Source organism: Saccharopolyspora sp. NPDC000359 (genome assembly GCF_040300525.1).
In the GTDB taxonomy this organism is placed as follows: Bacteria; Actinomycetota; Actinomycetes; order Mycobacteriales; family Pseudonocardiaceae; genus Saccharopolyspora.
In genome coordinates this window covers 86,610-112,701 of record NZ_JBEPDU010000011.1, presented here as the reverse complement: position 1 = coordinate 112,701, position 26,092 = coordinate 86,610, and the positions used below count along the sequence as shown (strand labels likewise).

The window sequence follows — 26,092 nt, the reverse complement described above, 5'->3', positions numbered from 1 at the left end:
GCCTCACGGCACCCGCAACAACCACTCCCGAGTCGCGAACTTCGACTCGATCAACTCCTGCGCCCGCGCGCGCTCAGCACCGGTCACCGGACCCTCTACCAACCCGAACCGGTTCCGGAACCCACCAACCAGCCGGTCGATGACCACCTCGCGCGCCAAGCCGGTCTGCCGCCGCAGCGGATCCACCCGCTTCTTCGCGCTCGCCACCCCCTTGTCCGACAACTTCTCCTTGCCCACCCGCAGCACCTCGCCCATCTTGTCCACGTCGATGCTGTAGGACATCGTCACGTGGTGCAGCACCGCACCCGAGGCCAACCGCTTCTGCGCCGCCCCACCGATCTTGCCCGCATCCGAGGCGATGTCGTTCAACGGCTGGTACCACACGTTCAACCCCAACTCCCGCAGCACACCCAGCACCCAGTCGTCCAGGAACGCGTACGACTCCGCGAAGCTCATCCCCGCCACCAACGACGCCGGCGCGTACAGCGAGTACGTCACCGTGTTGCCCGGCTCCACGAACATCGCCCCACCACCGGTGATCCGCCGCACCACCTCGATCCCGTGCCGCCGCGCCCCCTCCAGGTCCACCTCGTTGCGCACCGACTGGAAGCTGCCGATGATCACCGACGGCGCCGCCCACTCCCAGAACCGCAACGTCGGAGCCCGCCGACCCGCACCCACCTCCTCGGCCAGCACCTGGTCCAACGCCATGTGCATCAACGGCGTCTGCGGCCCGTCGTGCACCAACCGCCACTCATGATCACCCCAGTCCGAGGCCCGCGACAACGCCCGCCGCACCGCCACCACGACCGCCTCCGCGTCGAACCCCACCAACCGCGCACCCACCGGCAGTCCACTGTGGATTCGAGCGGCCAGCTCCTCGGCACCCGCGTCCACCGGCGCCCCGGTCAACGCCGCGTTGATCGACTCCAGCGCCTCGTCCGGCTCCAGGAAGAAGTCACCGCTGACCCGCACCCCGGACAACCGGCCGTCCACCACGTCCAGATCGACCACGACCAGCTTCCCACCGGGAACCTTGTACTCACCGTGCACCGCACACCCCTGGAAATCGACAACTACCCCCGACAACATCGCACAAGCCCGGATATTCCCCCGCACCCGGAGGCCACCACCGTGACCGAACTGCTGCTCACCGGAGCCCACCTCGCCGACGGGACCACCGCCCCGCTGCGCCCCGCCGACGTCCTGCTCCACCACGACCGCATCGCCGCCGTCGACACCCCCGGCGCCTTCCCACCCGAGATCCCCCGCCGCGACCTCACCGGCCTGGTCCTGGCCCCCGGCTTCATCGACGTCCACTCCCACGCCGACAACGCACCCCTGCTGCCCACCGACGACACCACCAAGATCCACCAGGGCACCACCACCGAGATCGTCGGCAACTGCGGCTTCAGCCTCGCCCCGCGCAGCCACCAGCACCACGACACCCTGGCCACCTTCCTGCAACGCCTCTTCCCACCCCTGCAGCTCACCTGGACCGGCTTCCACGACCTGTTCGCCGCCACCGACGCCGCCGGCTACGTCACCAACTACTGCCCGCTGGTCGGCCACGGCACCCTCCGCATCGCCGCCACCGGCATGACCGACGCGGCCCCCGACGACCACGCCCGCCGCACCATGCGCGCCGCCCTCGAAGAAGGCATGACCGCCGGCGCCTTCGGCCTGTCCAGCGGCCTGATCTACCCACCCGCCGTCTTCGCCACCACCGACGAGCTCACCGACCTCGCCACCGTCCTCGGCGGCAGCGGCCACTACGTCACGCACATGCGCAACGAGGGCGACGCCCTGCTGGACTCCCTCGACGAAGCCCTGCGCATCGGCGCCGTCGCCGGACGAACCCACATCTCCCACCTCAAGGTCACCGGCGCCCGCAACTGGGGCACCATGCGCGCCGCCCTCGACCGGCTCGACCGCGCCCGCCAGCACGGCCAGACCGTCCACCAGGACGTCTACCCCTACACCGCGTCCTCCACGATGCTCACCGCCCTGCTGCCCAGCCACTACCTCACCGGCAGCCCCGAGGAGATCCTCACCAGACTGACCCGCCCGACCGCCCGCGCCGAGATCGCCGCCGCCGTCACCGCGACCACCAGCTGGGACCGCGTCCAGATCGCCACCACCGCCAGCCACCGCCACGAAGGCCGCACCCTCGCCGAGATCGCCGAGGCCACCGGCGCCGAACCCGTCGACGCCCTCATCGACGTCCTGGTCACCGAACGGCTGCGCGCCGCGATGATCCACTTCAGCATGCACGAGGACGACCTCGAGCTCGCCCTGGCCGACCCGCGCACCGCCATCGGCTCCGACGGCCTGCCGCCCGGCACCGGCGGCCGACCGCACCCCCGCCTGACCGGCACCTTCCCCCGCGTCCTCGGCCGCTACACCCGCGACCGCCAGGTCCTCACCCTGCCCGAAGCCGTGCACCGGATGACCTGGCTGCCAGCGCAGGTCTTCAACATCCCCGACCGCGGCCTGATCGCCCCCGGCAAGGTCGCCGACCTCGTCGCCTTCGACCCGCGCACCGTCCGCGACCGCGGCGACTACCAGGACCCGCTGCGGCAGCCGACCGGCATCCCGTGGGTGTGCCTGGGCGGCCGCACCGTCGTCGAGGACGGCCGGTACCTCGGCCCCCGCAGCGGAACCCGCCTCACCCCGCGGAGCTGACCGCTGTCCATGCGGTTTTTCCGCGTGTGGTGGCGAGTTCCATGGGTGCGGTTTAATTTTAACCAACACTGAAATGATAGAGATCAATATCCAGGCTGATCAACGACTGCTCAACCGGGCGATTCCGATCAGTCCCCGAGCGGGTCGCCATGCGATCTCCAGTACCGGGAAGCACCATCGGGCAATCACTTCCGCGCCGAAAGGAGCTGGGCATGACGCTCTCCGATCCACTCACCGCCCACCAGCGCTACGACTCCTTCGACCCGGACCGCGACGACCTCCACCTCCCGGCCCAGGACCGCACCGAGCTCGACCCCGACGACCTGGACGAGAGCCACCTGATCCGCGGGTACGACTGACCCGCCACCGCGATTTGAGGGTCGGGGCCCGGCGGGCCGGTGATCGCCGACAGAAGTCTCAAGAAGCACTTCAACGATAAAGTTGAAGGACATGAGCACCAGCGAGAACACCGGCCTCACCGAAGCCGACATCATCGAGCACGCCCGCGGCCTACCCGGCGTCGTCGCCGACACCGTCGACGCGGCCAGCGGCGCCCCCGAGATCGCCTGGGGCGACACCTTCATCCACCACAACCCGGACGGCCGCGCCCCCGCCGACCGCGACTTCCCGTTCGCCACGATCGTCACCAAGGACCACCCCGGGTTCGACACCGCATCGAACCTCAACCGCCCCGGCGTGCACCGCCTCAACATCAACGTCGGCCGCGCCGCCTTCCAGCAGCTCATCGGCCACACCCCCGCCGCGCACGCCAGCCACCACGACGAGTTCGACTACACCGCCCTGGACCAGGTCCTCCCCCACCCCGTCTACGCCACCCAGGGCTGGATCTCCATCCTCAACCCCGGACCCCGCACCGCCGAACAAGCCCTGACGCTGCTCACCCACGCCCACGCCCGCGCAGCACAACGCCACCGCTGAAGCCGATGGTGCGGCTGGCCACCCCGGCCAGCCGCACCACCACCCCGGCACTACTCCACCAACAGGTCCTCGATGGTGATCGGGATGTGGCGGACCCGGATCCCCGTGGCGTTGTAGACCGCGTTGGCCACCGCCGCCGCCACGCCGACCGTGCCGATCTCGCCCAGCCCCTTCGACCCGACCGCGTTGTGCAGCGTGTCCGGGTACCGGACGAACTCCACCTCGGCCTCGGGGATGTCGGCGTTCACCGGCACCAGGTAACCGGCGAAATCACCGTTGGCCAGCCGCCCACTGCCCTCGATCTCCAACGCCTCGTGCAGCGCCGCCGACACACCCCAGATCATCCCGCCCAGCGCCTGGCTGCGCGCCGCCTTCTCATTGATGATCCGCCCGCAGTCGAACACCCCGAGCATCCGCGACAACCGCGCCTCGCGCGTCCACTTGTGCACGCGCACCTCGCAGAACTGCGCCCCGAACGAGCTGAACGAGTGCTTGGTCAGCTCCTCACCCGGACCCGACGAACCGGTTACCGACAACGACTCCCGGCCCACCGCCCGCAGCACCTCGCCGAAGCCCAGCGAACGACCACCCGGCCCCAGCACCCGACCGTCCTCGTAGGACACCTCCGCCCCCTCGAACGGCGCACCCGGCCCCGAGGCCAGGGCCAGCAGCGCATCGATCGCCTCGGTCGCGGCGACCATCACCGCCGAACCCGCGCTCGCCGTGGCAGTCGAACCACCCGACATCCCGCCCGGCGGGAACCGCGAATCCCCCAGCCGCGGCGTGATCCGCTCCACCGGAACGGCCAGCGACTCCGCCCCCACCAGAGCCAGCACCGTGAGCAGACCCGTCCCCGGGTCCGCACCACTGGTCGAGATCACCGCGCTCCCATCCGCTCGCAAGGTGATCTCCACGGTGGCCGGGAACCGCAGCGCGGGGAACATCGCCGTGGCCACCCCCATGCCCACCAGCCAATCCCCGTCCTCCCGACCACGCGGCGACCGCTGCGCCCACCCGAACCGCTCCGCACCGATCTGGAAGCACTCGTCGAGGTGCTTGCTGGACCACTGCAAGTCCTTGCCCGGCGGCGCGATCGAGCTGTTCCGCCGGCGCAGCTCGATCGGATCCACCCCCAGCTCCACCGCCAGCTCGTCGATCGCGCTCTCCAACGCGAACGACCCCGGCGCCTCCCCCGGCGCCCGCATGAACGTGGTCGGCGGGATGTGCAGCGGCACGATCTTCTGGCTGACCGCCAGGTTCGGCGTCGCGTACCACTCCCGCGACGTGCCGTGCGAAGTCGGCTCCACGAACGAGCGGTCCGCCGCGGTGCTGCACCACGAGTCGTGCCGCACCGCGACCAACGTGCCGTCCTCAGCCGCACCCAGGGCAACCTTCTGCACCGTCGCGGCACGCCCCGCGGTCGCGGTGAACACCTGCTCCCGCGTCAACGCCGCCTTCACCGGCCGCCCGAGCGCCCGCGCCGCCGCAGCAGCCAAGTACGCCGGCGCCGAAGTGCGCCCCTTGCCACCGAAAGCCCCACCCACGAACGGGTTCAGCGCGCGCACCGAGGCGACCTCCACGCCCAGCGCACTCGCCAGCTCGGCGGCCTGCAGGTCCGAGCCCTGGTTGCCGCTGTAGACGGTCAGCAGACCGTCCTCCCACACCGCCACCGCCGAGTGCGGCTCCATCGCGGCGTGGTTCTGCGTCGCCGTGCGGTAGGTCGCCTCCACCACCACGCTGCTGGCCGCGAAGGCGTCCTCGATCGACTCCACGCCCTCCGCCAGCACCTCGACGTCCTCGGTACCCGGCGCGTCCTCAGCCGTCGCCAGCCCCTCCTCCAACGACGTCACCGCCGGACGCTCCCGGTAGGTGACCCCCACCAGCATCGCCGCGTCCCGAGCCCGCTCGAAGGTCTCGGCCACCACGAAACCGATCGGCTGGCCGTAGTAGGTGACCTCCCGGTCCTGCAGCGGCACCCAGGACTCGCCGAACAACGGGGACTTCGCCTTGTTCAGCTCCAGCGGGTCGAACGGCGTGTACACCCCGAGTACCCCCGGAGCGCGCTCGGCCGCCGCGACGTCCATGGACTCGATCTCGCCGTGCGCGGTGGTGCTGAGCACCAGGTACCCGTACGCCATGCCCGGGAAGTTGTGGTCCGCCCCGTACTTGGCCTGCCCGGTGACTTTCAGCGGACCGTCCAGCCGACTGGTCACAGGCTGCTCCCTTCGGTCAGTTCGAGCAGTGCGCGGACCACGGTCCGCTTCACCAGCGGCACCTTGAACCCGTTGCCGGACAACGGCCGGGCCCCCTCCGCCGCCAGCGACGCCGCGTCCTCGAAGGACGCCTGCGCCACCGGAGCACCACGCAGGGCCTCCTCCACCGCGGGCAGCCGCCACGGCACCGTCGCCACCCCGCCGACCGCCACCCGCGCATCGACGATGCGGGAATCCCGCACGTCCAACGCCACCGCGGCCGAGCACAGCGCGAACTCGTAGGACTGCCGGTCCCGCACCTTGACGTAGGTCGACCGCGACGCCCAGTCCAGCCGGGGCACCACGACCTCGCTGATCAGCTCACCGGGACGCAGGTCGGTCTCGACCTCGGGCGCGTCCCCCGGCATCCGGTAGAAGTCGGCCAACCGGACCAGGCGGCTCCCCTCGGCGCTGACCAACCGCACCTGCGCGTCGAGCGCGACCAGCGCCACCGCCAGGTCGCTGGCGTGCGTCGCCACGCACGCGTCGCTGGTGCCCAGCATGGCGTGCATCCGGTTCGCCCCGGAGATCGCCGGGCACCCGCTGCCCGGCTCCCGGCGGTTGCACGGCACCGCGACATCGCGGAAGTACGTGCACCGGGTCCGCTGCATCAGGTTCCCGCCGATGCTGGCCATGTTCCGCAACTGCTGGGAAGCGCTCAGCAGCAGCGCCCTGGAGATCACCGGGTACACCCCGGGGTGCGCCGCGACGTCGCTCATCCGCTCCAGCGCACCGATCCGCAGCCCGTCGCCGGTGTCGATGCCGCGCAGCGGCAGCTCGTTGATGTCCACGACCTGGGCCGGGGTGAGGACGTCGAGCTTCATCAGGTCGACCAGCGTGGTGCCACCGGCCAGGAACGCACCCGGTTCGGCCAGCGCCGCCTCGACCGTCGGGGGCGCAGTCAGTTCAAAGGGACGCATCGGACCGCCTCGCTTGGTCAACCGCCGCGACGATGTTCGGGTAGGCCGCGCAGCGGCAGAGGTTGCCGGACATGAACTCGCGGACGTCCTCGACGTCCTGCTCGACCGCCGCGACGGCCGACATGATCTGACCGGAGGTGCAGAACCCGCACTGCAGCGCGTCCTGGTCGACGAACGCCTGCTGGACCGGGTGCAGCTGCCCCTCCTCGGCCAGGCCTTCCACGGTCGTCACCGGCTGTTTGACGGCGGCGGCCAGGGTGAGGCACGAGAGCACGGGCCGACCGCCGACGTGCACGGTGCAGGCACCGCACTGGCCGCGGTCGCAGCCCTTCTTCGGGCCGGTCACGCCGAGCTGCTCCCGGAGCGCATCCAGGAGCGTCACGCCGGGATCGACGTCGAGCCGCTCGGTCGTGCCGTTGATGTCGATTGAGATGTCCACTGGGTCCCTTTCCCGCGGACCGACCCCTGGGGTGCCCGCGGTGCGTGGATGGTCGTGGTGGGAGTGGTGTGGAGATCAAGGCCGGACCTGAACCGGTCCGGTCGTGCGATCGACGCTAGCGGATAATTATCCGGTCCGCAAACGACCACCCGGTTGCAGCTTGCCGGAACCCGCGCGGACCGTGCACTACATTCCAGGGGGCAGGCGGCGAACGTGGAGGGACGATGACGACGGGCTCAGTCAGCCCCCGGCGCGCGGACACCCGCCGCAACCACGAGCGGATCCTCACCGCGGCCGCGACCGCGCTGGCCACCTGCGGCGAGATCTCGTTCAACGCCATCGCCAAGCAGGCCGGGGTCGGCGTCGGCACGGTGTACCGGCACTTCGCCAACCCGGAAGCGCTCGTCATCGCCGTCTACCAGCGCGAACTGCAGCACCTGGTCGACGTCGTGCCCGACCTGCTCGCCCAGCACCCCCCGGAGCAGGCCTTCCGGACCTGGATCACCGAGCACCTGGTCCGCTACATGATGACCAAGCGCGGCCTGGCCAAAGCCCTCGGCGCCGCGATCTCCTCGCACAGCGAGATGCTGACGAAGGCCCACGGGGCGATGCTCGGCGCGGTGAGCGCGCTGGTGCAGGCCAACGTCGAGGCGGGAGCCGTCCGCCGCGACCTGGACCCGGAAACGGTCCTGCGCGCCCTGGGCGGACTGCTCTACCTCGACCCCACCTCCGACTGGCGCGAACCCACCGCGAAGCTGATCGACCTGCTGTGGTGGGGCATGGCCCCATCCGCTTCGAGCTGACCTCCGGTCCAGGCGTTTTTGGTGCAGGTGCGCCTTCCGGAGATTTCTTTTTAGTTAACACTGAAACGAAAGAAATAATAAAACCGGAGCTGTGGTTCGCCTCGTCGAGAACCAGTGGCCAGGCCACCCCGCTTGCGGCAGCGTGATCCCATGCCCGCATTCCGCTTCGCCTACAACGTCTTCAGCCTCGACTCCCCCGAGACCTTCGCCGCCACCTGCCGCCGCGCGGAGCAGCACGGGTACGACACCGTGTTCGCCGGTGACCACCTCGGCACCGCCTCCCCCTTCCCCATCCTCGTCGCCGCGGCGCAGGCGACGGAGCGGCTCACCGTCGGCACCCTGGTGCTCAACGCCCCCTTCTGGAACCCCGCGCTGCTGGCCCGCGAGATCGCCACCACCGACGTGCTCACCGGCGGGCGGCTGGAGGTCGGGCTCGGCGCCGGGCACATGAAGTGGGAGTTCGACGCGGCCGGCATCCCGTGGCGGCCGTTCCGCGACCGCGCCGACCAGCTCGAATCGCTGATCGCCGAGCTGACCGAGCTGTTCGCCACCGACGGCTACGAGCAGCAGGCCGCGCTCCGGGAGCACTTCGGCATCCCCACGCTGCGGCCGATCCAGCGCACCGGTTTCGGCGGCTACGGACCTCCGCTGATCGTCGGCGGGACCGGCGACCGCATCCTGCGGATCGCCGCGCGCACCGCCGACGTCATCGGCATCGCGGGTGCCTTCCAGGTCCCCGGGCAGCCGCCCGGCACCCTGCGCCTCGGCACCGCCGCCGAGACCGGTGAACGGGTCCGCTTCGCCCGCCAGCACGCCGGTGCCCGCGCCGACCAGGTGCAGTGGCAGGTGCTGTCCCGAGCCGTCCTGGTCACCGACGACCGCCGTGCCGCCGCTGAGGAGTTCCTGGAGCGGAGCGGGCAGACCATGACCGTCGACGAACTGCTCGACACGCCCTTCGTCTTCATCGGCACGGTCGAGCAGATGGCCGAGCAGGTCCTGACCAACCACGAGCGCTACGGCTTCACCTACTACGCGGTCCACGGCCCCTACATGGACGTCTTCGCCCCGGTGATCGAACGCGTCCGCGCCATGAGCGAGTAGACCGGCAACGTTGATCTAGTGTCTGCTGGTGTGCTGAACGATCTGTCGCTGGCCACCGGGCAGCGCTCGCTGGGTGACCCGGACCTTCGCTACCCGCTCTGGCCGCCGCTGACCCGCGGCTGCCCGACGACCAGTACCGACACCACCAGCTACCCCGTCGAGGTCGACTACGACTACGACCGGGTGCCGCGCGAGTTGTTCCAGCAGCCGGTCGGCAGCGGGTTGGACCGGTGGGCTCCGCTGCTGCCGCCGCTGCGAGCACCCGGTCTCGGCGAAGGCGGCACGCCGCTGGTCGAGATCCCCGCTGACGGGGTGCTCATCAAGGACGAGTCGCGGAATCCGACCTGGAGCCACAAGGACCGGCTCAACCGCGTCGCGGTGAGCGCGGCAGTGGGTGCCGGGGCACCCGGCGTCGTGGTCGCGTCCTCGGGCAACCACGGCGCTTCAGCCGCCGCGTACGCGGCCCGCGCCGGTTTGCGGTGCATCGTGCTGGCCTCGGCCGACGCTCCCCCGGCCGTCAACTCCTTCGTCCGGTCCTACGGCGCCGTGGTGCTGTCAGTGCCGACTCCCGCGCGCTGGCCACTGCTGCGCCGGATCGCCGCCGAGACCGGCTTCCACGCGGTCAGCAACTCCACGACCACGCACACCGGCCACGCGTTCGGGCCGGAGGGCTACAAGACGATCGCCTACGAGATCTTCGCCGAGATCGGCGTCCCCGCCGCGCTGTTCGTGCCGACCGGGTACGGCGAACTGCTCTTCGGCGCCTGGAAGGGGTTCGCCGAGCTCGTCCGCCTGGGGCTCGCCCCCACCACTCCCCGGATGATCGCCTGCGAGCCCGCCGCTGGCGGACCGCTGCACCGCGCCCTCGCCGACGGCCTCCCGGCCACCTCGGTCGAGGTGGGACCGACCGACGCCTACGGGATCGACTGCCCGGTGGGCGGCTACCGGGCGACCGTGGCGGTCCGGGAGAGCTCCGGGCGAGCACTGCTGGTCGACGACGCGGAACTGGCCCGGGCGCAGCAGGACCTGGGGCGGTCCGGGCTCTGGTACGAGCTCTCCTCCGCCGCCGGGCTGGCGGGGTTCCGGCAGGCGCGCGAGGAGTTCGACGGCCCCGTGGTGTGCGTGGCGACCTCCAGCGGGTTCAAGGGCGTCGGGGTCGGAAGCGTGCAGCCGGAGGTCGTCGACCCGGACTGGGACGTGGTCCGCCGCGAGCTGCGGGCGGCCGACATCGACTGCTGATCAACAGCATTCCCCCTCCTGTCGCGCAGGTCGCGGCCGGGCGAATGATTTTCAGTTGACACTGAACTAATCGATCACATTGATACTTAAGGGAGGGCACACCGACTTCGGCACTGAGTGCCGTCCTCACCTGATTTCGCGGAGCGCGTCCTCGAGCTGCTTGAGCACCACACCCGCCGGGGCCGAGGTGCGGACAACGCCCACCACCACGTCCTCCCCCTCGACGACCGACGGCTCCGGCCGCCGGTCGGACAGCGCTGCGGTGACCTGCTCGACCGCCTCGCGCAGCAGGCGCTTGGCGTCGAGCTCCCCCCTGCTCTTCAACCACTGCCGGAGCACGTGGTTGTGCGCGGCGACCACCGCCGCGGCCGCCACCGCGGCCCGCAGGTCCCCGCCGGGCTCACCCGCGTAGCGCTCGCGCAGGTAGCGAGCGAACACCCGCTGGTAGCGGTCGATGCTGGCGATCTCCTTGTCGCGCAGCGCCGAGACCTCGCGGGTCAGCTCGAACCGCTTGAGCGAGACCTCCGGCTCGGCCAGGTACATCTCCAGCACGACCTCGGCGGTGCGGCCGAGCACCACCAGCGGGTCCGCCGCCGGGTCGGCGCCCTCGAGCAGCTCGACCACCTCGGCCAGGCGCTCGTCGTGCCCGGGGAACACCACGTCCTCCTTGGACCGGAAGTAGCGGAAGAACGTGCGCCGACCGACGCCCGCCGCATCCGCGATCTGGTCCACGGTGGTCGCCTCGAAGCCCTGCGCGGCGAAGAGCTCGAGCGCGGCCAGCGCCAGGGCGCTGCGCACCCGTCGGCGGCCGTGCGCGGTTCGGCCGGTGCGGGGTTTCGGCGCAGGGGTCACTACCTCGGGCATGGCCGGAATATAGCACCGGACCACGTTGCTAGTGGCACTCAGTGCCGTTACGATGACGACCGCAATCAGCGTCCGCGAGCTGCGCGGACCCGCGACTGACTCCCCTGCCGAGCACGGCGGCGGGAACGAGGAGGCACCCGGTGAACCCGAACTTCGGCACCTACCAGCTGGCCGAGGAGCACGACGCCCTGCGCGAGGCGGTGCGCGACCTGGCCGAGAAGGAGATCGCCCCGCACGCGGCCGAGGTCGACGAGCAGGAGCGCTTCCCGCGCGAGGCGCTCGACGCGCTGGTCAAATCAGGGTTCGCCGCGGTGCACATCCCGGAGGCCTACGACGGGCAGGGCGCGGACTCGGTGGCCACCTGCATCGTGATCGAGGAGGTGGCGCGCGTCTGCTGCTCGTCCTCGCTGATCCCCGCGGTGAACAAGCTCGGCACCATGCCGATCCTGCTGTCCGGCTCCGAGGAGCTGAAGAAGAAGGTGCTGCCCTCCATCGGCTCCGGCGAGGCGATGGCCTCCTACGCGCTGTCCGAGCGCGAAGCCGGTTCCGACGCGGCCTCGATGAAGACCCGGGCCCGGCTCGACGGCGACCACTGGGTACTCAACGGCAGCAAGTGCTGGATCACCAACGGCGGCGAGTCCCAGTGGTACACCGTCATGGCGGTGACCGACCCGGACAAGGGCGCCAACGGCATCAGCGCGTTCGTCGTGCACGCTGAGGACCCCGGCTTTGTGGTGGGGCCGAAGGAGAAGAAGCTCGGCATCAAGGGCTCGCCGACGGCGGAGCTGTACTTCGAGGACTGCACCATCCCGGCCGACCGGATCATCGGCGAGCCCGGCACCGGCTTCAAGACGGCGCTGCGCACCTTGGACCACACCCGGCCTACCATCGGTGCGCAGGCCGTCGGCGTGGCCCAGGGCGCACTGGACGCCTCGCTGTCCTACGTCAAGGAGCGCAAGCAGTTCGGCAAGGCGATCGCCGACTTCCAGGGCGTGCAGTTCATGCTCGCCGACATGGCGATGAAGGTCGAAGCCGCCCGCAACATGGTATACCTCGCCGCGGCCCGCGCCGAGCGCGGTGAGCCCAACCTCGGCTTCATCTCCGCCGCGGCGAAGTGCTTCGCCTCCGACGTGGCCATGGAGGTCGCCACCGACGCGGTGCAGCTGTTCGGCGGCGCCGGCTACACCCGCGACTTCCCGGTCGAGCGGATGATGCGCGACGCCAAGATCACCCAGATCTACGAGGGCACCAACCAGGTCCAGCGCATGGTCATGGCGCGCAACCTGCTCAAGGGCTGAGCTCGCGGAGCGGGGGGCCGGGCGCACCCCGGCCCCCGACGTTTCCAGCACCGACGTGCCCGGGAATCCCGTGGGGACCCGCGGCCGGTGCCGCACTCGACTGGTGGGCGCACCGGGCCAGGACAGGAGGCACGTCATGCAAGCGGCACGCGACTTCTTCGCCTTCATCGGACGGCTCGGCATCGGCATCATCCTGATCGCGCACGGCTGGCAGAAGCTCGTCGACTACGGGATGGGCGCGGTCGCGGAGGGCTTCGCGCAGCAGGGCATCCCGCTGCCGCAGGTGGCAGCCTGGTTCACCGCGCTGGTGGAGCTGGTCGGCGGCGCCTTCCTCATCCTCGGGATCCTGCTACCGCTGGTGGGCGTCCTGATCGCCTTGGTGATGGCGGGCGCGGTGTACTTCGTGCACCTGCCGTACGGGCTGTTCTCGCCCGAGGGCTTCGAGCTCCCGATGGCCATCGGGGTGGCCGCCCTGGCGCTGGGGTTCAACGGTGGCCGCTGGTCCATCGACCACGGGCTGTTCGGCCGCCGCCGCACCACCCCGACCGAACCGGCGGCCAGCGAGACCTGACGGCTACTCCGCCTCCACCTCGCGCTGCTGGCGGGCCGCCAGGTAGTTGCCCGACTCGGCGTACAGGCTGGTCAGCAGCCAGGCACCCACGCCGATGTCGTCACCGATGCCCAGCAGCGGCAGGAACTCGGGGATCAGGTCGATCGGCGAGACCACGTAGCCGACCGCGATCAACCACAGCAGCAGCTGGTAGCGCGGCAGCACCGGGTTGCGGCCGCGGGCCGTCGCCGCGAGCATCCCCGGCACCGCCCGCGCCCGGCGCAGCGGGTTGCCCACCGGCGTCGCCCGATGCGCGCGGACCGCTGCCAGCAGCGGCACCCGGCGGCGCACCGCGGCCGCCGCCCCGGCCAGGAGGATGCCCAGGCCCGCGGCGATGAGCCCGACCGGCAGCAGCCAGCCGCCCGCCACGTCCCCGCCGTACACCACTGCCACGACGACACCGGCCACCAGCAGCAGCCCACCGACCACGATCATCGCTCGTCCCCCGTTCCCGACCCGTGCGCTCAGGTTGCCACGTCCCGCGCTCGTCCGGCGGAGCCGGGTGATCCGTGGCACGGTCGGCGGAGCTGGTCGACTTCCGCCGGAAGTCGCCGACGCTGGGGAGGAACGTGGTCGACCAGGCGGAGACCCAGGTGCGAGGCGCCTCGCTGGCCCGCGCGAGCGCGGCGATGGCCGTGGCCACCGCCACCAGCCGGGTCAGCGGCCTGCTGGCGAAGGTGCTGCTGGTCGCCGTGCTCGGCCTCGGCGTGGTCAACGACTCCTACACGGTGGCCAACACGCTGCCGACCGTGGTCAACGAGCTGCTGCTGGGCGGGGTGCTCACCAGCATCGCCGTCCCGCTGCTGGTGCGCGCCCAGCAGCGGGGACCGCAGGAGGGCACCGAGTACGCCCGGTGGATGATCACCATGGGTGGGGTGCTGCTGCTGGTGGCCACCACCGCAGCGGTGGTCGCGGCTCCCCTGCTCACCGAGCTCTACCTCGGCCCGGACACCCGGGCCAACGCGGCGCTGACCACGGCTTTCGCCTACCTGCTGCTGCCGGGCATCGTCTGCTACGGGCTGTCGGCGCTGCTGCAGGCGATCCTCAACGTGCGCGGCGTGTTCGGCACCCCCGCATGGGCCCCGGTGGTGAACAACCTGGTGGTGATCACCACAGTTGTGGTGTACGCGCTCGTGCCCGGGGAGATCTCCACCCACCCGGTGCGGATGGGAGAACCGAAGCTGCTGGTCCTGGGCGTCGGCACCGCGCTGGGCATCGCGGCGCAGACGCTGGTCATGGTGGTGTCGCTGCGGCGCAGCGGCTTCCGCTACCGGTGGCGCTGGGGGTGGGACCGGAGGCTCTCGGAGTTCGGCGGCCTGGCCGGGTGGGTCGTGCTCTACACGCTGGTCAGCCAGGTGGGCATGGTGGTGATCACCCGGGTGACCGGCCAGGGCACCCCCGGCAGCGTCGCGACGTTCAACTACGCCTGGCTGCTGTCCCAGGTGCCCTACGGGGTGCTCGGCGTCTCGCTGCTGACCGCGCTGATGCCGCGGATCAGCAAGGCCGCCGCAGCCGAGGACACCTCCGCCTTCGTCTCCGACCTGGCGCTGGGCACCCGGATGAGCTCGGTGTTGCTGATGCCGATCAGCGCGCTGCTGGTCGTCGCGGGCGGCCCGCTCGCGGTCGCGTTCTTCTCGCTGGGGGCCAGCGACGTGGCCGCCGCCGACCGGCTCGGGTACGCCCTGGCCGCGGCTGCCGCCGGGGTGGTCCCCTTCGCCATCACGATGCTCCAGTTGCGCGCCTTCTACGCCATGCGCGACGCCCGCACCCCGACCTGGATCAACGTGATCATGGTGGTGGTGCGCAGCGCGCTGTGCTACCTGGTCCTGGCCACCGCGGACCCCCGCGACTTGGTCGTCGGGGTGTCCGCGGCGATGTCGGCGAGCTTCGTGGTCGGCGCCGTGGCGGGGCAGATCTGGTTGCACTGCCGGGTCGGCCGCCTGCGGACCAGGAGCACGCTGCTGGCGATCGGCCGCAGCCTCGCCGCCACCGCGCTCGGGTGCGCCTGCTCCACCACGGCCGTGGCGGTCGTGCGCGGCGCGTTCGGCCCGCTCGGGCCAGCGGCCGACGCGTGGACCTCGCTGGTCATCCACACGGTGGTGGTGCTGGGCGTCAGCTTCGCCGCGCTGGCGCTGTTCCGAGCGCCGGAGCTCAAGCCCGCGGTCTCCCGGATAGCCCGGATCGTCCGGCGCTGAGTCGCCCCCACCCCGACTCACCGCCCTGTCATGTCCACGGAGTTCACGCAGAACCCGACACTCCATCGGCATGTCGGCACGCGACACGCCGATGGTTCACAGTTTCAACTGAAACTGTGCTCCCGGCACGCGGGTTCCGCGGAAATCGCGGGGATGCCGACACACCCGCGGCACGTCCGCACCCGACACTCCGTCTACCCGCAGTTTCAATTGAAACTGCGGGTAGACGGCGCCTTCGGCGTGGTGGTGCACGGCCCGCCTGGGAGCGACGTCCCCGCGGTCACCTCGGTGGATCGCGGTGTCGACGTTGACCCGGAGTGGGGTCCGGGGTCCTCACTTGCGGTTGCGCGCGGGTGGTTTGCTCCGCTGGGTGCGGAGGGCGCGCAGCTCCGGCGGATCCGGTAGCGGTTCCAGCGGTTCGCCGATCGCCCACTCCAGCAGCAGGTCGGCCAGCCTCGGGTTGCGCGCCAGGACGGGGCCGTGCATGTAGGTGCACACCACGTGGCCACGCACCGCCCCCTCGGCGGCGTCGTGCCCGTTGCCGGTGCCGCGAACGATCCGGCCGAGCGGGCGGGAGTCTCCTCCCACCCGGGTCCGCCCCAGGTGGTTCTCGAACCCGGTCAGCATGCCGATCCCCAACAGCGTCGACTGCGTCGTCACCTCGCCGATCGCCCGACCATCCCCGGGTTCGGTGTCGGCGTCGACCAAGCCGAGCCCCTCGTGCCGCACACCGTCCCCGGTGACGAAGCTGGTGCCCAGGACCTGCAACCCGCCGCAGACGCCGAGCACCGGGACGCCCCGGTCCACGGCGCTGCGCAGCCCCCGGCCGCGGCGGAGGAACCGCACGGCCGCGACCTGGGCGACGTCCTCTCCCCCGCCGACCAGGTACAGGTCGCAGGACTCCGGTACCGCGTCCCAGGAGGACAGCACCGTCACCGTCTCGCTGTCGATGTTGCGCCACTTCAGCCGCTGGGCCAGCACCACCACGTTGCCCCGGTCGCCGTAGGTGCCCAGCAGGTCGGGCAGCACCAGGGCCAGCCGGACCCGGTCGCGCATCATGACCGGCTCCGAGCGACGAGATCGCGGAAGGCCGTGTAGTTGGCGATGATGTCCGGCACCCCGTCCTCCGTCCCCGCCAGGGCGTCGTCCACCGTGGCCGAGACGGTGGCCGGGACCCCGGCGTAGTGCAGCCGCACCGCGAGGTCGAGCGCGCGGTCCCCTGCCACCCGCACCGGGCGCTCACCCAGCAGCTCGAAGTCGACGTCCCAGAGCCAGGACACGTCGTGGCCGTCGGCCTCCCGGCTGTTGACCACCAGCACCAGCGGGTTCTGCTCGGTGGAGACCAGGTCGAGCATCTCCAGCCAACTCGCCGGGTTCTTCGCCAGCAGCAGTCGCACCGTCCGACCCGCCAGCCGCACGGTGCCGTAGCGACCGGCGGCCTGGCTGATCTGCTGGATGCGCTGCGTGGCCGCGCTGTGGTCGCAGCCCAGCAGGTGCGCGGCGGCGAGCGCGAACGTCGCGTTGACCCGGTTGACCTGCCCGGGCAGGGCCAGGTCGAGCTCGCAGCGGGTGCCGTCGGCGGTGACCGCGGCATCGGCGGCGACGGTCCAGTCCGCCTCGGGGCGGGCCAGGCCGCACTCGCAGCGCCAGTCGTCGTCGGCGTCGCCGAGGAAAGCTCCGCAGCGCGGGCAGTTCAGCGCGTCGCCCTTCCAGCGGACGCCACCGGAGACCCACGTGACGCCCGGGTGGTCGGCGGCCGCGAACACGATGTTCGGGTCGTCGCGGTTGGCGATGACGTGCGCCCCGGGTGCCTGGGCGAGGGCGCGCCGCAGGCTCTCGGAGACGGTGCGGATCTCACCGACCCGGTCCAGCTGGTCCCGGCTCAGGTTGAGCAGCAGGATCACGGCCGGTTCGAACTGCGCGGTCACCTGCGCCAGGTGCAGCTCGTCGACCTCCAGCGCGGCGAAGGGAGCGTCGGGCCGGGTCATCAGGGCGGCGACGTGGCCGTCGAGCATGTTCGCCCCGGTGGCGTTGCTGACCGCCGGGGCCTGCGAGCGCAGCGCCTCGGCCACCATGCGGGTGGTGGTGGTCTTGCCGTTGGTGCCGGTCACCATGACCACCCGCCGCCCCAGCGCCAGCCTGCGCAGGGCCTGCGGCTGCAGGGCCAGCGCGAGCCTGCCACCGATCATCGCGCCGCTGCCCAGGCCGAGCCGCCGCGACATCGTGGCGGCCAGCCGACCCAGGTCGATCGCGATGGTGGTCCGCAGGTCGAGCCGGTGCGCACCGCGCGGTGGCGGCTGCACCGGTGCGGGTACGACCTGCCAGCGCTGCTGCGCGGGCGAGCGCGTCCCGGTCTCCGGTTCGACCGCCCCGCTGTTCCGCGTGGTCTCGGCCATGCACCCCTCCCCCCTCGAGCACCCGCTGCTGCGCGCGGGCTTCCCGGGTTTCAGCGGGGGCGGCGCATCACCACCACTCGGCCGCACTCGGTCGCGCCGCCCGTCGCTTCCTCGCCAGTGTGGCTCGGGATCGGCGATACAGCGCGACGATCAGCAGCAGGGCACCGGCGGCGATCGCCGCTGGTCCGACCCAGCCGTGCAGGGCGCCGGTCAGCTCGGCCAGCGCGGTTTGGTGACCGGTGGGCATCGTGGTGCCCCTCCTTCCGCGCGAGGTCGTCGTGCCCGGCCGCCAGCCGGGGCTCGTCACCGCAGATGATCCAGCCCGCCGCGGGTCGGACGAGGTACCAACATGCCGGGAAATCCCCTTATCGGGGACTTCTCACCGCCTCGGGGAGCAGCGATCAACCGGCGGATCGGTCAGCATCGGGCTGCACCCGTCGGCTGCGAGGGAGGCGGTATGACCCACATCCTGCTGCTGGTCGCGTTGGGCGGGATCGCCCTGGCCGGGATCGGGTGGACCGCGTGGGACATCCGCTCGGACCTGCGTCGCCGCAAGCTGTGACGGCGGAGCCCGGAAAGCACGAGGAACCCCGCCGGAGAGAGGCAGGCGGGGTTCCTCGTGGATCACCTGGTCGCGCGGACCAGGTGGGTCACTTCACGGTCAGCTGCTGACCCGGGAAGATCAGGTTCGCGTCGCTGATCACAGAGCGGTTCTGGTCGAAGACCTGCTGCCAGTCGACGCCGAACTTGGCGCCGATGGTGCTCAGCGTGTCACCGGCCTGCACGGTGTAGGTGCCCTCGACCGAGACGGTCTTGCGGACCTGCTTGGAGACCTCGGACTTCTTGGTCTGCGGCTTGGTCTCGGTCTTCTTCGGGGTGACCTTCTTGGTGGTGCTCGAGGCCACGTCCTGGTGCTCCGCGCCGCTGCCCTTGGTCAGCCCGGCCTTCTTGGAGCACACCGGCCAGGCGCCGGGGCCCTGCGCCTGCAGCACGCGCTCGGCGACCGCGATCTGCTGCGCCTTGGTGGCCTGCGAGGCGTTCGAGGCGTAGCTCGTGCCGCCGTAGGCCTTCCAGGTGGAGGCGCTGAACTGCAGGCCGCCGTAGTAGCCGTTGCCGGTGTTGATCGACCAGTTGCCACCGCTCTCGCACTGCGCGACGGCGTCCCAGGTGGACTGGGAGGCGGCGTTGGCCGGCATGGCCAGCGCGAACGGCGCGGCGACCACCGCGCCGGCCAGCGCCACCCGCGCGACGTTGCGGCTGGTGGCGGACTTGCGGTGCTTGCCTCGGGAGAAAGCCATGTTTCGTCTCCAGCAGCGCCTGCTCCGGCACCGGCGGCGGCGCGCCGGGCCGATCGGGTCGGCCTCCGGCGCGGACTGCCACCGCGGGTCGTCAGGTCCCTGCCCCTGGTGCGTGTCGGGGGTCGAGGAGCCCGCGGGGCAGGGTTCGGCGCTGCGGGCTCCTTGGTCTTGCGTGTCGGCTCGGGGGTGCCGACGGGGGGCCACGCTACGTAGCAAGATTCCGCGAACCAAACCGCTGGAGGATGGCCATGGTCACAGAAACGTCGACAAGATCGGCGCGATGTCCGCGTTGTCGCAGTTCACGACTTGATCACTCGGAGCACGACCCTCGCGAAGCCGATCACTGAGGGTGAGACATGGCCCACGACTCACCCGATCTAGCGAACACGGTCCGCGATCAGGCGGATTCGAGGTGTTCACGCGAGGACGCGGGAGGCCGCGAGCCCTCAGGACCCGCGGCCTCCCACTCCCGTCCCGGTTCGTGCCCGGACGCCCGAATTGGTCTCGATCAGCACTGAAGTCGTGGTCAGCGCCAGGAGAACCGGGGCACTCGACGCGGAGCCCGTCCGGGCGGGTGACTCGGCCCCATCACCGCGACCACCTCCCCCGCGTCGATCGACAGCGCGGCGCCACGCAGAGCCGGGGTGGCACCGAAGGACAGGTGCAGGTCCACACCGGACAGCAGCGGTTCGGTCAACGGGAGTCCTCCTGGGTAGGCGTTTCGAGTCGGGCCACGGCCAGTTCCAGCCAGCGCAGGTCGGCGTCGAGGTGGAACAGCGCGAAGTCGTGCACCAGCTGCTCACCGGGTTCGGCTTCGGCCTTGCGGCGGGTCAGCTCCCGCATCCGCGCGAGGTGGGCCTGGCGCTGGCGGTCGAGCACGGCCGTGGCGTTGCGGCCGGAGCGGGCCGCGAGGACGAGCTTGGTGTGGAGGGTGTTGTGCAGCTCGGCGACGGGCTTCTCCGGGGTGCTCAGCCACTCCTCCAGCCGCTGGCGGCCGGACTCGGTGATGGAGTAGCGCTTGCGGTCGGGTCCGTCGCCGGACTCCACCCCGTCGACCTCCACCAGGCCGTCGCGCAGCAGCCGAGCCAGCGTCGAGTAGACCTGGCCGTAGGCCAGCGGCTTGGCGTGCCCGAAGTGGGCGTCGTAGGCCCGCTTGAGGTCGTAGCCGTAACCGGGGCCGCCCTCCAACAACCCCAGCAAGGTGAGACCGATTGACATGCGGCGAACTATACACCCGGTGTATATACCCGGTGTATAGTTCTCCCGGTGGCAGATGGTTCGCTGGTCAGCGGGCCTTCTGCGGGATCACGGTGTACCGGGGATCGCGGGCCGACGCGCGCCCGGCTTCGAAAATCCCGTAGCGGGTGGCCGCCGCCGCGGCGTTCAGGCAGACCCCGGCCGCGGTGCGCGCCACCCTGCTCCGACCGGACAGCGCGGCGGCACCCATCCCGACGCAGGTCAGCGCCCGAGCGGCCCGCAGCACCGCACCGGCCCTGCCCTGCTGGTAGACCTCGCCGACCAGCCCGGCGCTGCGGTGCATCCGCCGAGTCGCGGCCAGCTCCAGCGCCGCGCCCGCGATCGCCATCCGCCGCGCCGGTGCGGACTCCTGCGGCGCGGCGAGCATGCCGAGCGCTCCGGCGCTGGACACCGCGCTACCGGCGAAGACGAACGGCAGCTCCCGGTAGACCTCGTGCCAGCCCGGCACCGCCGTGTCGGCCAGCAGCACTGCGGTGTAGGTCGTCATGGCGGGCGCGACCAGACCAGCCGCGGTCGCCGCAGCGCGGCCCGCACCGGGCAGCACACCTGTCAGGTCGCTGGCCGCGGCCGCCCCCGCCAGCCCGGAGAACGGGGCGAGGATCCAGGACCCGACGCTCAGTGGCGAGGTCGGCTTGAGCACCCGCAACATGTTCAGGAACCGCGCCGGGCGCCCCAGGTCGTGGACCAGCGCCCCGACGCTGGCGGTCGCTCCCACCGCAGCCGCCAGGCGCCCGGCGCGGGCGAGACGGCTCCAGCCGGTGACCTCCGCCAGCACCGCCATCGTCGACGAAGCGCCAGCGAGCCCGCCCAGGTAGAGGTAGAGCGGCACGTCCGGCACCTTCCACACCGGCGGCTTGAGCACCGGCCGCCCGTAGTAGGCCTCGGCGCCGCCGGTCACCGCTTCCTCCCCGCGAAGCAGCCCGCGATCACGGCCGCCGCGGTCAGCGCGGCACCCGCCGCGTGCCACCACATCGACGGCAGGTCCCGGGTGGTCACCACCGGGTCGGGCGGCAGCCCGTACACCTCCGGTTCGTCCAGCAGCAGGAAGAACGCCCCGGCCCCGCCCACCCCGTCCTCGGGGTCGTGCCCGTAGAGCCGGGCGCTGGTGATCCCCTGCTCGTGCAGCTCGGAGACCCGGTGCTCGGCGCGCTCGAGCAGCTCGTCGAGCGGGCCGTACTGGATCGACTCCGTCGGGCAGGCCGTCGCGCAGGCGGGCATCAGCCCGGCGCCCAACCGGTCCTGGCACATCGTGCACTTCGCCGCGCCGCCGGTGTCAGGCCGGATGTCGATCACCCCGTAGGGACAGGCGGGCACGCAGTAGCCGCAGCCGTTGCACACCTCGTCCTGCACGAGCACGGTGCCGTGCTCGGTGCGGATCAGCGCCCCGGTCGGGCAGACGTCCAGGCACGCGGCGTGCGTGCAGTGCTTGCAGACGTCGGAGGACATCAGCCAACGCACCTGGTCCTCACCCATGCCCGGCATCCCCAGGTCCACGGTGGAGGAGTCCTGCTCGACGAAGGCGACGTGCCGCCAGGTGGTGGCGCCCAGCGCACCGGTGTTGTCGTAGGACATGCCGGTGAGCTCGAGGCCGTCCTCGGGCAGCAGGTTCCACTCCTTGCAGGCGACCTCGCACGCCTTGCACCCGATGCACACGGTGGTGTCGGTGAAGAACCCGACGCGCTCGGGGTGGTCGGCCGGGTACCCCGCCTCCCCCGCCGGGTCGGGCAGCGGTCCGCTCAGCCGGTTCCGGACCACGCGGCTCATCTCCCTCCGATTTCCGGGTCGTCGGCGTGCTCCACGCCGGTGTGCTCGGTGATTCCCGCCCGCCTGCGGTAGTCCTCGACGCAGCGCAGCAGCGCCGCGCCCCGCGGTCGCCGCCCCGGCCGGACGTCGCAGGCACCCGCCTTGGTCTCCATGATGTGCACGTTGGGGTCCAGCGCCACGTTGACCAGCTCGTTCGCCGCGTCCCCGGTGGTCAGCCCGTTCGGGCCCCAGTGCCACGGGATGCCGATCTGGTGCACCGTGCGCTCGCCCAGCCGCAGCGGGCGCATCCGGGCGGTGACCAGCACCCGGCCCTCGATGGCGCTGCGGGCGGTGACCACGGTCGCCCAGCCCAGGTGCCGCAGTCCGCGTTCGGCCGCCAGCTCCGGCGAGACCTCCAGGAACATCGCTGGGGCGAGCTCCGACAGGTGTGCCAGCCACCGGCTCATGCCGCCCGCGGTGTGGTGCTCGGTGAGCCGGAACGTGGTGAACACGTACGGGAACACCGCGCTGCCCGGCTCCGCACCGCTGGGCTGGTAGCGGTTCTCCGGCCGGGAGAGCGCCTGCCGTGCCGGGTTGCGCTGCTGGTCGGGGTGCACGCGGTTGGTCACTGGCGATTCCTGCGGTTCGTAGTGCGCGGGCAGCGGGCCGTCGACCAGCCCGGCCGGGACGTAGAGCCAACCGCGGCCGTCGCTCTGCATGATGAACGGCTCGGTGCCCGCGATGCCCTCCGGTCCGGTGGCGTCCGGGGCGGGCGCGAAGTCCGGGCGCTTGGTGCGGTCGAAGTCGGGGATGTCGTGCCCGGTCCACTCGCCGCGCTGCGCGTCCCACCACACGTAGGCCTTGCGGTCGCTCCACGGCCGACCGTCCGGGTCGGCCGACGCGCGGTTGTAGAGCACCCGACGGTTGGCGGGCCAGGCCCAACCCCACTCCGGGGCGACCCACGACTGCTCCTGGCCGGGTCGGCGGCGCGCGGCCTGGTTGACGCCGTCGGCGAAGACGCCGCAGTAGATCCAGCAGCCGCAGCTGGTGGAGCCGTCCGCGCGCAGCTGGGTGTAGGACGACAGCGGCGCCCCGTCCGGCCCCGAGCCGTTGATCTCCGCCAGCACGGCCGCCGCGCTCGGCTCCTCGAGCTCGCCCTCGGTCGGGTAGTCCCAGGTCAGCTCCCGCAGCGGGCGGTCGCGCTCGGTGTCCTGCGCCTTCTCCCGCAAGCGCCGCCCCAGGTGGTAGAAGAACCACAGGTCGCTGCGCTGGTCGTCGGCTGGTTCGACGGCCTTGTGGTGCCACTGCAGCAGCCGCTGGGTGTTGGTGAAGGTGCCGTCCTTCTCGGTGTGCGCGGCGGCGGGCAGGAAGAAGACCTCGGTGCCGATGTCCTCGGTGCGCAACTCGCCGGTCTGGATCTCCGGGCCGTCGCGCCAGAAGGTCGCCGTCTCGACCATGTTGAGGTCGCGCACCACCAGCCAGTCCAGGTTGGCCAGGCCCAGCCGCTGCTGGCGGGCGTTGGCGGTGCCCACCGCCGGGTTCTCGCCGACCACGAAGTAGCCCCGGCAGCGGCCCTCGATCTGGTCGACCACGGTCTGGAAGGTGCCGTGGTCGCCGGTCAACCTGGGCAGCCGGTCGAAGCAGAAGTCGTTGTCGGCGGTGGCGTGCTCGCCCCACCACGCCTTGAGCAGGCTGACCAGGTAGGAGCGCATGTTGCCCCAGTAGCCGCGGGCGTGCTCGTCGGCCTCGACGTAGGAGTCCACGTCGCGGTCGGCGTCGGCGTGCGGCATCGGCAGGTAGCCGGGCAGCAGGTTGAACAGCGTCGGGATGTCGGTGGAGCCCTGGATGCTGGCGTGCCCGCGCAGCGCGAGGATCCCCCCGCCCGGGCGGCCGATGTTGCCCAGCAGCAGCTGGAGGATCGAGGCGGCGCGGATGTACTGCACGCCCGTGGTGTGCTGGGTCCAGCCGACCGAGTAGACCACCGCGGAGGTGCGGTCCCGGCCGGAGTTGGCCACCAGCTGGTCGGCAACCCACTGGAACTTCTCCCTCGGGATCCCGCAGACCTGCTCCACCAGCTCCGGCGTGTAGCGGGCGTAGTGCCGCTTGAGCAGCTGGAACACGCAGCGCGGGTGCTGCAGCGTCGGGTCGCTGTCAGCCCGGCCGTAGTAGACCGGCCCGCCGGAACCGGCGCGCTCGGGGCGGCTCGCCTCGCGCTCCCGGCCGTGCGGCTTGCTCGGCCCCTCCGGGCCGTGGCCGCCGACCGACGGGACCGCGGAACTGCCCTCGTACTGCCAGCTCTCCGTGTCGTAGCTGCCGACCTCGGCGTCGAAGCCGGAGAAGACGCCGTCGAGGTCCTCGGTGTCGCGGAAGTCCTCGCCGACGATCATGGCCGCGTTGGTGTAGGCCACCACGTAGTCGTGGAAGTGGGCGTCGTTGGTCAGCACGTGGTTGATCAGCGCGCCGAGGAACGCGATGTCGCTGCCCGCGCGCAGCGGGAGGTGCTGGTGCGCCAGCGCCGAGGTGCGGGTGAAGCGCGGGTCGACGTGGATGACCGTGGCACCGCGCCGCTTGGCCTCCACCACCCACTGGAAGCCGACCGGGTGCGCCTCGGCCATGTTGGACCCCTGGATGAGGATGCAGTCGGCGTTGACGAGGTCCTGCTGGAAGGTGGTGGCGCCGCCGCGCCCGAAGGAGGCACCCAGACCGGGCACCGTGGAGGAGTGTCAAATGCGCGCCTGGTTCTCCACCTGGATCGCGCCCAGGGCGGTGTAGAGCTTCTTCATGAGGTAGTTCTCCTCGTTGTCGAGGGTCGCTCCTCCGAGGCTCGCGATGCCCAGGGTGCGGCGTAGCGGACGCCCGTCCTCAGCGGTGTCCTGCCAGGTGGCGGCCCGGGTGGCCAGCACCCGGTCGGCGATCATGTCCAGCGCGGTGTCCAGGTCGAGGTCTTCCCACTCGGTGCCGTGCGGGCGGCGGTAGCGGACCTTGCTCTGCCGCAGCGGCGAGGTCACCAGCTCCCGGCTGGCCGAGCCCTTGGGGCACAACCGGCCGCGGCTGATCGGCGAGTCGGGGTCGCCCTCGATCTGGGTGACCGCGCCGTCCTGGACGAAGACCCGCTGGCCGCAGCCGACGGCGCAGTAGGGGCATACCGAGCGGACCACCGCATCGGCGTCCTCGGTGCGCGCCCGCCGGGCGTCGGTGCTGCTGGACCGGGCCGCCGCGCCCCTGCCCAGCGGATCCGCCCCGGCCAGCTGCCGGAGCACCGGCCAGCTGAGCCACTCGGCCATCGGGTCCCTCCTCGCACAGGTGGTTACAAGGAGAAACCCCACGACCGGCGAATGCAACCCGGCCACCAGAACACGCCTTCGACCCGCACCAGGTGGGGCGCGGGTCAGTAGAGGTGCTTGGCGTACTGGTCGCCGTAGTAGCGCTCGAGCTCGGCCAACGAGTCCCCCGGGCGCTCCAGCAGCTTCGCGATCTGCGGCCGGGAGGGCGCCGCGTCCGGTTGCCAGGTTTCGGGCTTCCACAGCCCGGAGCGCAGGAACGCCTTGGCGCAGTGGTGGAAGACCTCCTGGACCTCCACCACCAGGGCCAGGATCGGCCGGTGCCCCTTGACCACCATGTCGTCGAAGAAGGGCGCGTCGCGCACCAGCCGGGCCCGACCGTTGACGCGCAGGGTGTCGCCGCGCCCGGGCAGGAAGTAGATCAGCCCGACGTGCGGGTTGGCCAGGACGTTGCGGTAGCCGTCGGCGCGCCGGTTGCCCGGGCGCTCCGGGATCGCGATCGTGCGCTCGTCCAGGACCAGGGTGAACCCGGCCGGGTCGCCCTTGGGCGAGACGTCGCAGCTGCCGTCCGCAGCGGAGGTCGCGACCAGGCAGAACGGCGAGGCCGCCAGCCACTGCCGGTCGACCTCGTGCAGCGCGGGACGCGCCTTGTCCCGAACCCGGGGCAGTGGTTCGCCGACCACGTCCCGCAGTTCCGCTTCCGAGGTGATCTCCACAAGACCAGCGAGTTCCACGAATCCTCCCGAGATCGACAACGCCCCGACACTACGCC

General features: G+C 71.5%; 24 protein-coding genes and 1 pseudogene. 9 read left to right on the top strand and 16 right to left on the bottom strand.

The window, feature by feature from the left end:
* Window positions 1–3: 3 nt before the first annotated feature.
* Window positions 4–1,053 (bottom strand): lipoate-protein ligase LplAB, encoded by a 1,050-nt coding sequence (gene lplAB, locus ABT324_RS10220; RefSeq protein ID WP_351174627.1) that lies wholly within the window; start codon window positions 1,051–1,053, stop codon window positions 4–6.
* Between the two features lie 81 nt (window positions 1,054–1,134).
* Here lplAB and ABT324_RS10215 point away from each other — a divergent pair, with 81 nt between their 5' ends.
* From ABT324_RS10215 to ABT324_RS10205, 3 genes are all read left to right on the top strand, one after another.
* Window positions 1,135–2,685, top strand: coding sequence for an N-acyl-D-amino-acid deacylase family protein (locus ABT324_RS10215; RefSeq protein ID WP_351174625.1), 1,551 nt, complete (start codon window positions 1,135–1,137; stop codon window positions 2,683–2,685).
* A 212-nt stretch (window positions 2,686–2,897) separates the two neighbouring features.
* The gene (locus ABT324_RS10210; RefSeq protein WP_351174623.1) at window positions 2,898–3,044 is read left to right on the top strand and encodes a hypothetical protein; all 147 of its coding nucleotides are present in this window, start codon (window positions 2,898–2,900) and stop codon (window positions 3,042–3,044) included.
* A 91-nt stretch (window positions 3,045–3,135) separates the two neighbouring features.
* Complete coding sequence (locus ABT324_RS10205; RefSeq protein WP_351174621.1) at window positions 3,136–3,624, top strand: DUF6194 family protein; 489 nt, start codon at window positions 3,136–3,138, stop codon at window positions 3,622–3,624.
* A gap of 50 nt (window positions 3,625–3,674) precedes the next feature.
* Here ABT324_RS10205 and ABT324_RS10200 read toward each other — a convergent pair whose 3' ends face one another.
* The 3 genes from ABT324_RS10200 to ABT324_RS10190 are packed head-to-tail and all read right to left on the bottom strand — an operon-like array spanning window position 3,675 to window position 7,235.
* Window positions 3,675–5,837 (bottom strand): xanthine dehydrogenase family protein molybdopterin-binding subunit, encoded by a 2,163-nt coding sequence (locus ABT324_RS10200; RefSeq protein ID WP_351174619.1) that lies wholly within the window; start codon window positions 5,835–5,837, stop codon window positions 3,675–3,677.
* Window positions 5,834–6,796: an FAD binding domain-containing protein gene (locus ABT324_RS10195; RefSeq protein ID WP_351174617.1), complete on the bottom strand. Its 963-nt coding sequence runs from the start codon at window positions 6,794–6,796 to the stop codon at window positions 5,834–5,836. The genes ABT324_RS10200 and ABT324_RS10195 overlap by 4 nt, the downstream gene beginning before the upstream one ends.
* Complete coding sequence (locus tag ABT324_RS10190; protein ID WP_351174615.1) at window positions 6,783–7,235, bottom strand: (2Fe-2S)-binding protein; 453 nt, start codon at window positions 7,233–7,235, stop codon at window positions 6,783–6,785. The genes ABT324_RS10195 and ABT324_RS10190 overlap by 14 nt, the downstream gene beginning before the upstream one ends.
* Window positions 7,236–7,459: 224 nt before the next feature.
* Here ABT324_RS10190 and ABT324_RS10185 point away from each other — a divergent pair, with 224 nt between their 5' ends.
* The 3 genes from ABT324_RS10185 to ABT324_RS10175 all read left to right on the top strand — a co-directional run bounded on the left by ABT324_RS10185 (window position 7,460) and on the right by ABT324_RS10175 (window position 10,378).
* The gene (locus tag ABT324_RS10185; protein WP_351174613.1) at window positions 7,460–8,038 is read left to right on the top strand and encodes a TetR/AcrR family transcriptional regulator; all 579 of its coding nucleotides are present in this window, start codon (window positions 7,460–7,462) and stop codon (window positions 8,036–8,038) included.
* A 150-nt stretch (window positions 8,039–8,188) separates the two neighbouring features.
* Window positions 8,189–9,139 carry an LLM class F420-dependent oxidoreductase gene (locus ABT324_RS10180; RefSeq protein ID WP_351174611.1) on the top strand — a complete coding sequence of 317 codons (951 nt, stop codon included), beginning with the start codon at window positions 8,189–8,191 and terminating at the stop codon, window positions 9,137–9,139.
* 30 nt (window positions 9,140–9,169) lie between these two features.
* A complete protein-coding gene (locus ABT324_RS10175; RefSeq protein WP_351174609.1) occupies window positions 9,170–10,378 on the top strand; it encodes a threonine synthase in 1,209 nt (402 codons plus the stop codon).
* 126 nt (window positions 10,379–10,504) lie between these two features.
* On the opposite strand, the gene ABT324_RS10170 is transcribed toward ABT324_RS10175, so the two are convergent.
* Entirely contained in the window at window positions 10,505–11,242 is a 738-nt protein-coding gene (locus tag ABT324_RS10170) for a TetR family transcriptional regulator (protein ID WP_351174607.1), read from the bottom strand.
* Between the two features lie 140 nt (window positions 11,243–11,382).
* Between ABT324_RS10170 and ABT324_RS10165 the strand changes: the two genes are divergently transcribed.
* The gene (locus tag ABT324_RS10165) at window positions 11,383–12,540 is read left to right on the top strand and encodes an acyl-CoA dehydrogenase (protein ID WP_351174605.1); all 1,158 of its coding nucleotides are present in this window, start codon (window positions 11,383–11,385) and stop codon (window positions 12,538–12,540) included.
* A 136-nt stretch (window positions 12,541–12,676) separates the two neighbouring features.
* A complete protein-coding gene (locus ABT324_RS10160) occupies window positions 12,677–13,111 on the top strand; it encodes a DoxX family protein (RefSeq protein ID WP_351174603.1) in 435 nt (144 codons plus the stop codon).
* Between the two features lie 3 nt (window positions 13,112–13,114).
* Here the strand turns inward: ABT324_RS10160 and ABT324_RS10155 are convergent, their stop codons facing one another.
* On the bottom strand, window positions 13,115–13,585 hold the full coding sequence (locus ABT324_RS10155) for a YkvA family protein (RefSeq protein WP_351174601.1): 471 nt from the start codon (window positions 13,583–13,585) through the stop codon (window positions 13,115–13,117).
* 74 nt (window positions 13,586–13,659) lie between these two features.
* On the opposite strand from ABT324_RS10155, the gene murJ reads away from it, so the two are divergent.
* Window positions 13,660–15,345 (top strand): murein biosynthesis integral membrane protein MurJ, encoded by a 1,686-nt coding sequence (gene murJ, locus ABT324_RS10150; protein WP_351174599.1) that lies wholly within the window; start codon window positions 13,660–13,662, stop codon window positions 15,343–15,345.
* 333 nt (window positions 15,346–15,678) lie between these two features.
* Here murJ and ABT324_RS10145 read toward each other — a convergent pair whose 3' ends face one another.
* The 10 genes and pseudogenes from ABT324_RS10145 to ABT324_RS10100 form a co-directional block, all read right to left on the bottom strand.
* Window positions 15,679–16,404, bottom strand: a complete 726-nt coding sequence (locus tag ABT324_RS10145) for a type 1 glutamine amidotransferase (protein ID WP_502949722.1) — start codon at window positions 16,402–16,404, stop codon at window positions 15,679–15,681.
* Complete coding sequence (locus tag ABT324_RS10140) at window positions 16,401–17,741, bottom strand: MurT ligase domain-containing protein (RefSeq protein WP_351174597.1); 1,341 nt, start codon at window positions 17,739–17,741, stop codon at window positions 16,401–16,403. The genes ABT324_RS10145 and ABT324_RS10140 overlap by 4 nt, the downstream gene beginning before the upstream one ends.
* A 67-nt stretch (window positions 17,742–17,808) precedes the next feature.
* Window positions 17,809–17,988 (bottom strand): hypothetical protein, encoded by a 180-nt coding sequence (locus tag ABT324_RS10135; protein WP_351174595.1) that lies wholly within the window; start codon window positions 17,986–17,988, stop codon window positions 17,809–17,811.
* 403 nt (window positions 17,989–18,391) lie between these two features.
* Window positions 18,392–19,039: a transglycosylase family protein gene (locus ABT324_RS10130; RefSeq protein WP_351174593.1), complete on the bottom strand. Its 648-nt coding sequence runs from the start codon at window positions 19,037–19,039 to the stop codon at window positions 18,392–18,394.
* A 577-nt stretch (window positions 19,040–19,616) separates the two neighbouring features.
* Window positions 19,617–19,736: pseudogene (locus tag ABT324_RS10125) on the bottom strand (ABC transporter ATP-binding protein); the annotation flags it as partial.
* Entirely contained in the window at window positions 19,733–20,257 is a 525-nt protein-coding gene (locus ABT324_RS10120) for a PadR family transcriptional regulator (RefSeq protein WP_351174591.1), read from the bottom strand. The gene ABT324_RS10120 and the pseudogene ABT324_RS10125, both read right to left, overlap by 4 nt.
* A gap of 67 nt (window positions 20,258–20,324) precedes the next feature.
* Complete coding sequence (nrfD, locus tag ABT324_RS10115; RefSeq protein ID WP_351174589.1) at window positions 20,325–21,194, bottom strand: NrfD/PsrC family molybdoenzyme membrane anchor subunit; 870 nt, start codon at window positions 21,192–21,194, stop codon at window positions 20,325–20,327.
* Window positions 21,191–22,060, bottom strand: coding sequence for a 4Fe-4S dicluster domain-containing protein (locus ABT324_RS10110; RefSeq protein WP_351174587.1), 870 nt, complete (start codon window positions 22,058–22,060; stop codon window positions 21,191–21,193). Before ABT324_RS10110 ends, nrfD begins: the two co-directional genes overlap by 4 nt.
* Entirely contained in the window at window positions 22,057–25,323 is a 3,267-nt protein-coding gene (gene fdh, locus ABT324_RS10105) for a formate dehydrogenase (protein WP_351174585.1), read from the bottom strand. The genes ABT324_RS10110 and fdh overlap by 4 nt, the downstream gene beginning before the upstream one ends.
* A 104-nt stretch (window positions 25,324–25,427) precedes the next feature.
* Window positions 25,428–26,075: a pyridoxamine 5'-phosphate oxidase family protein gene (locus tag ABT324_RS10100; protein ID WP_351174583.1), complete on the bottom strand. Its 648-nt coding sequence runs from the start codon at window positions 26,073–26,075 to the stop codon at window positions 25,428–25,430.
* Window positions 26,076–26,092 lie beyond the last annotated feature (17 nt).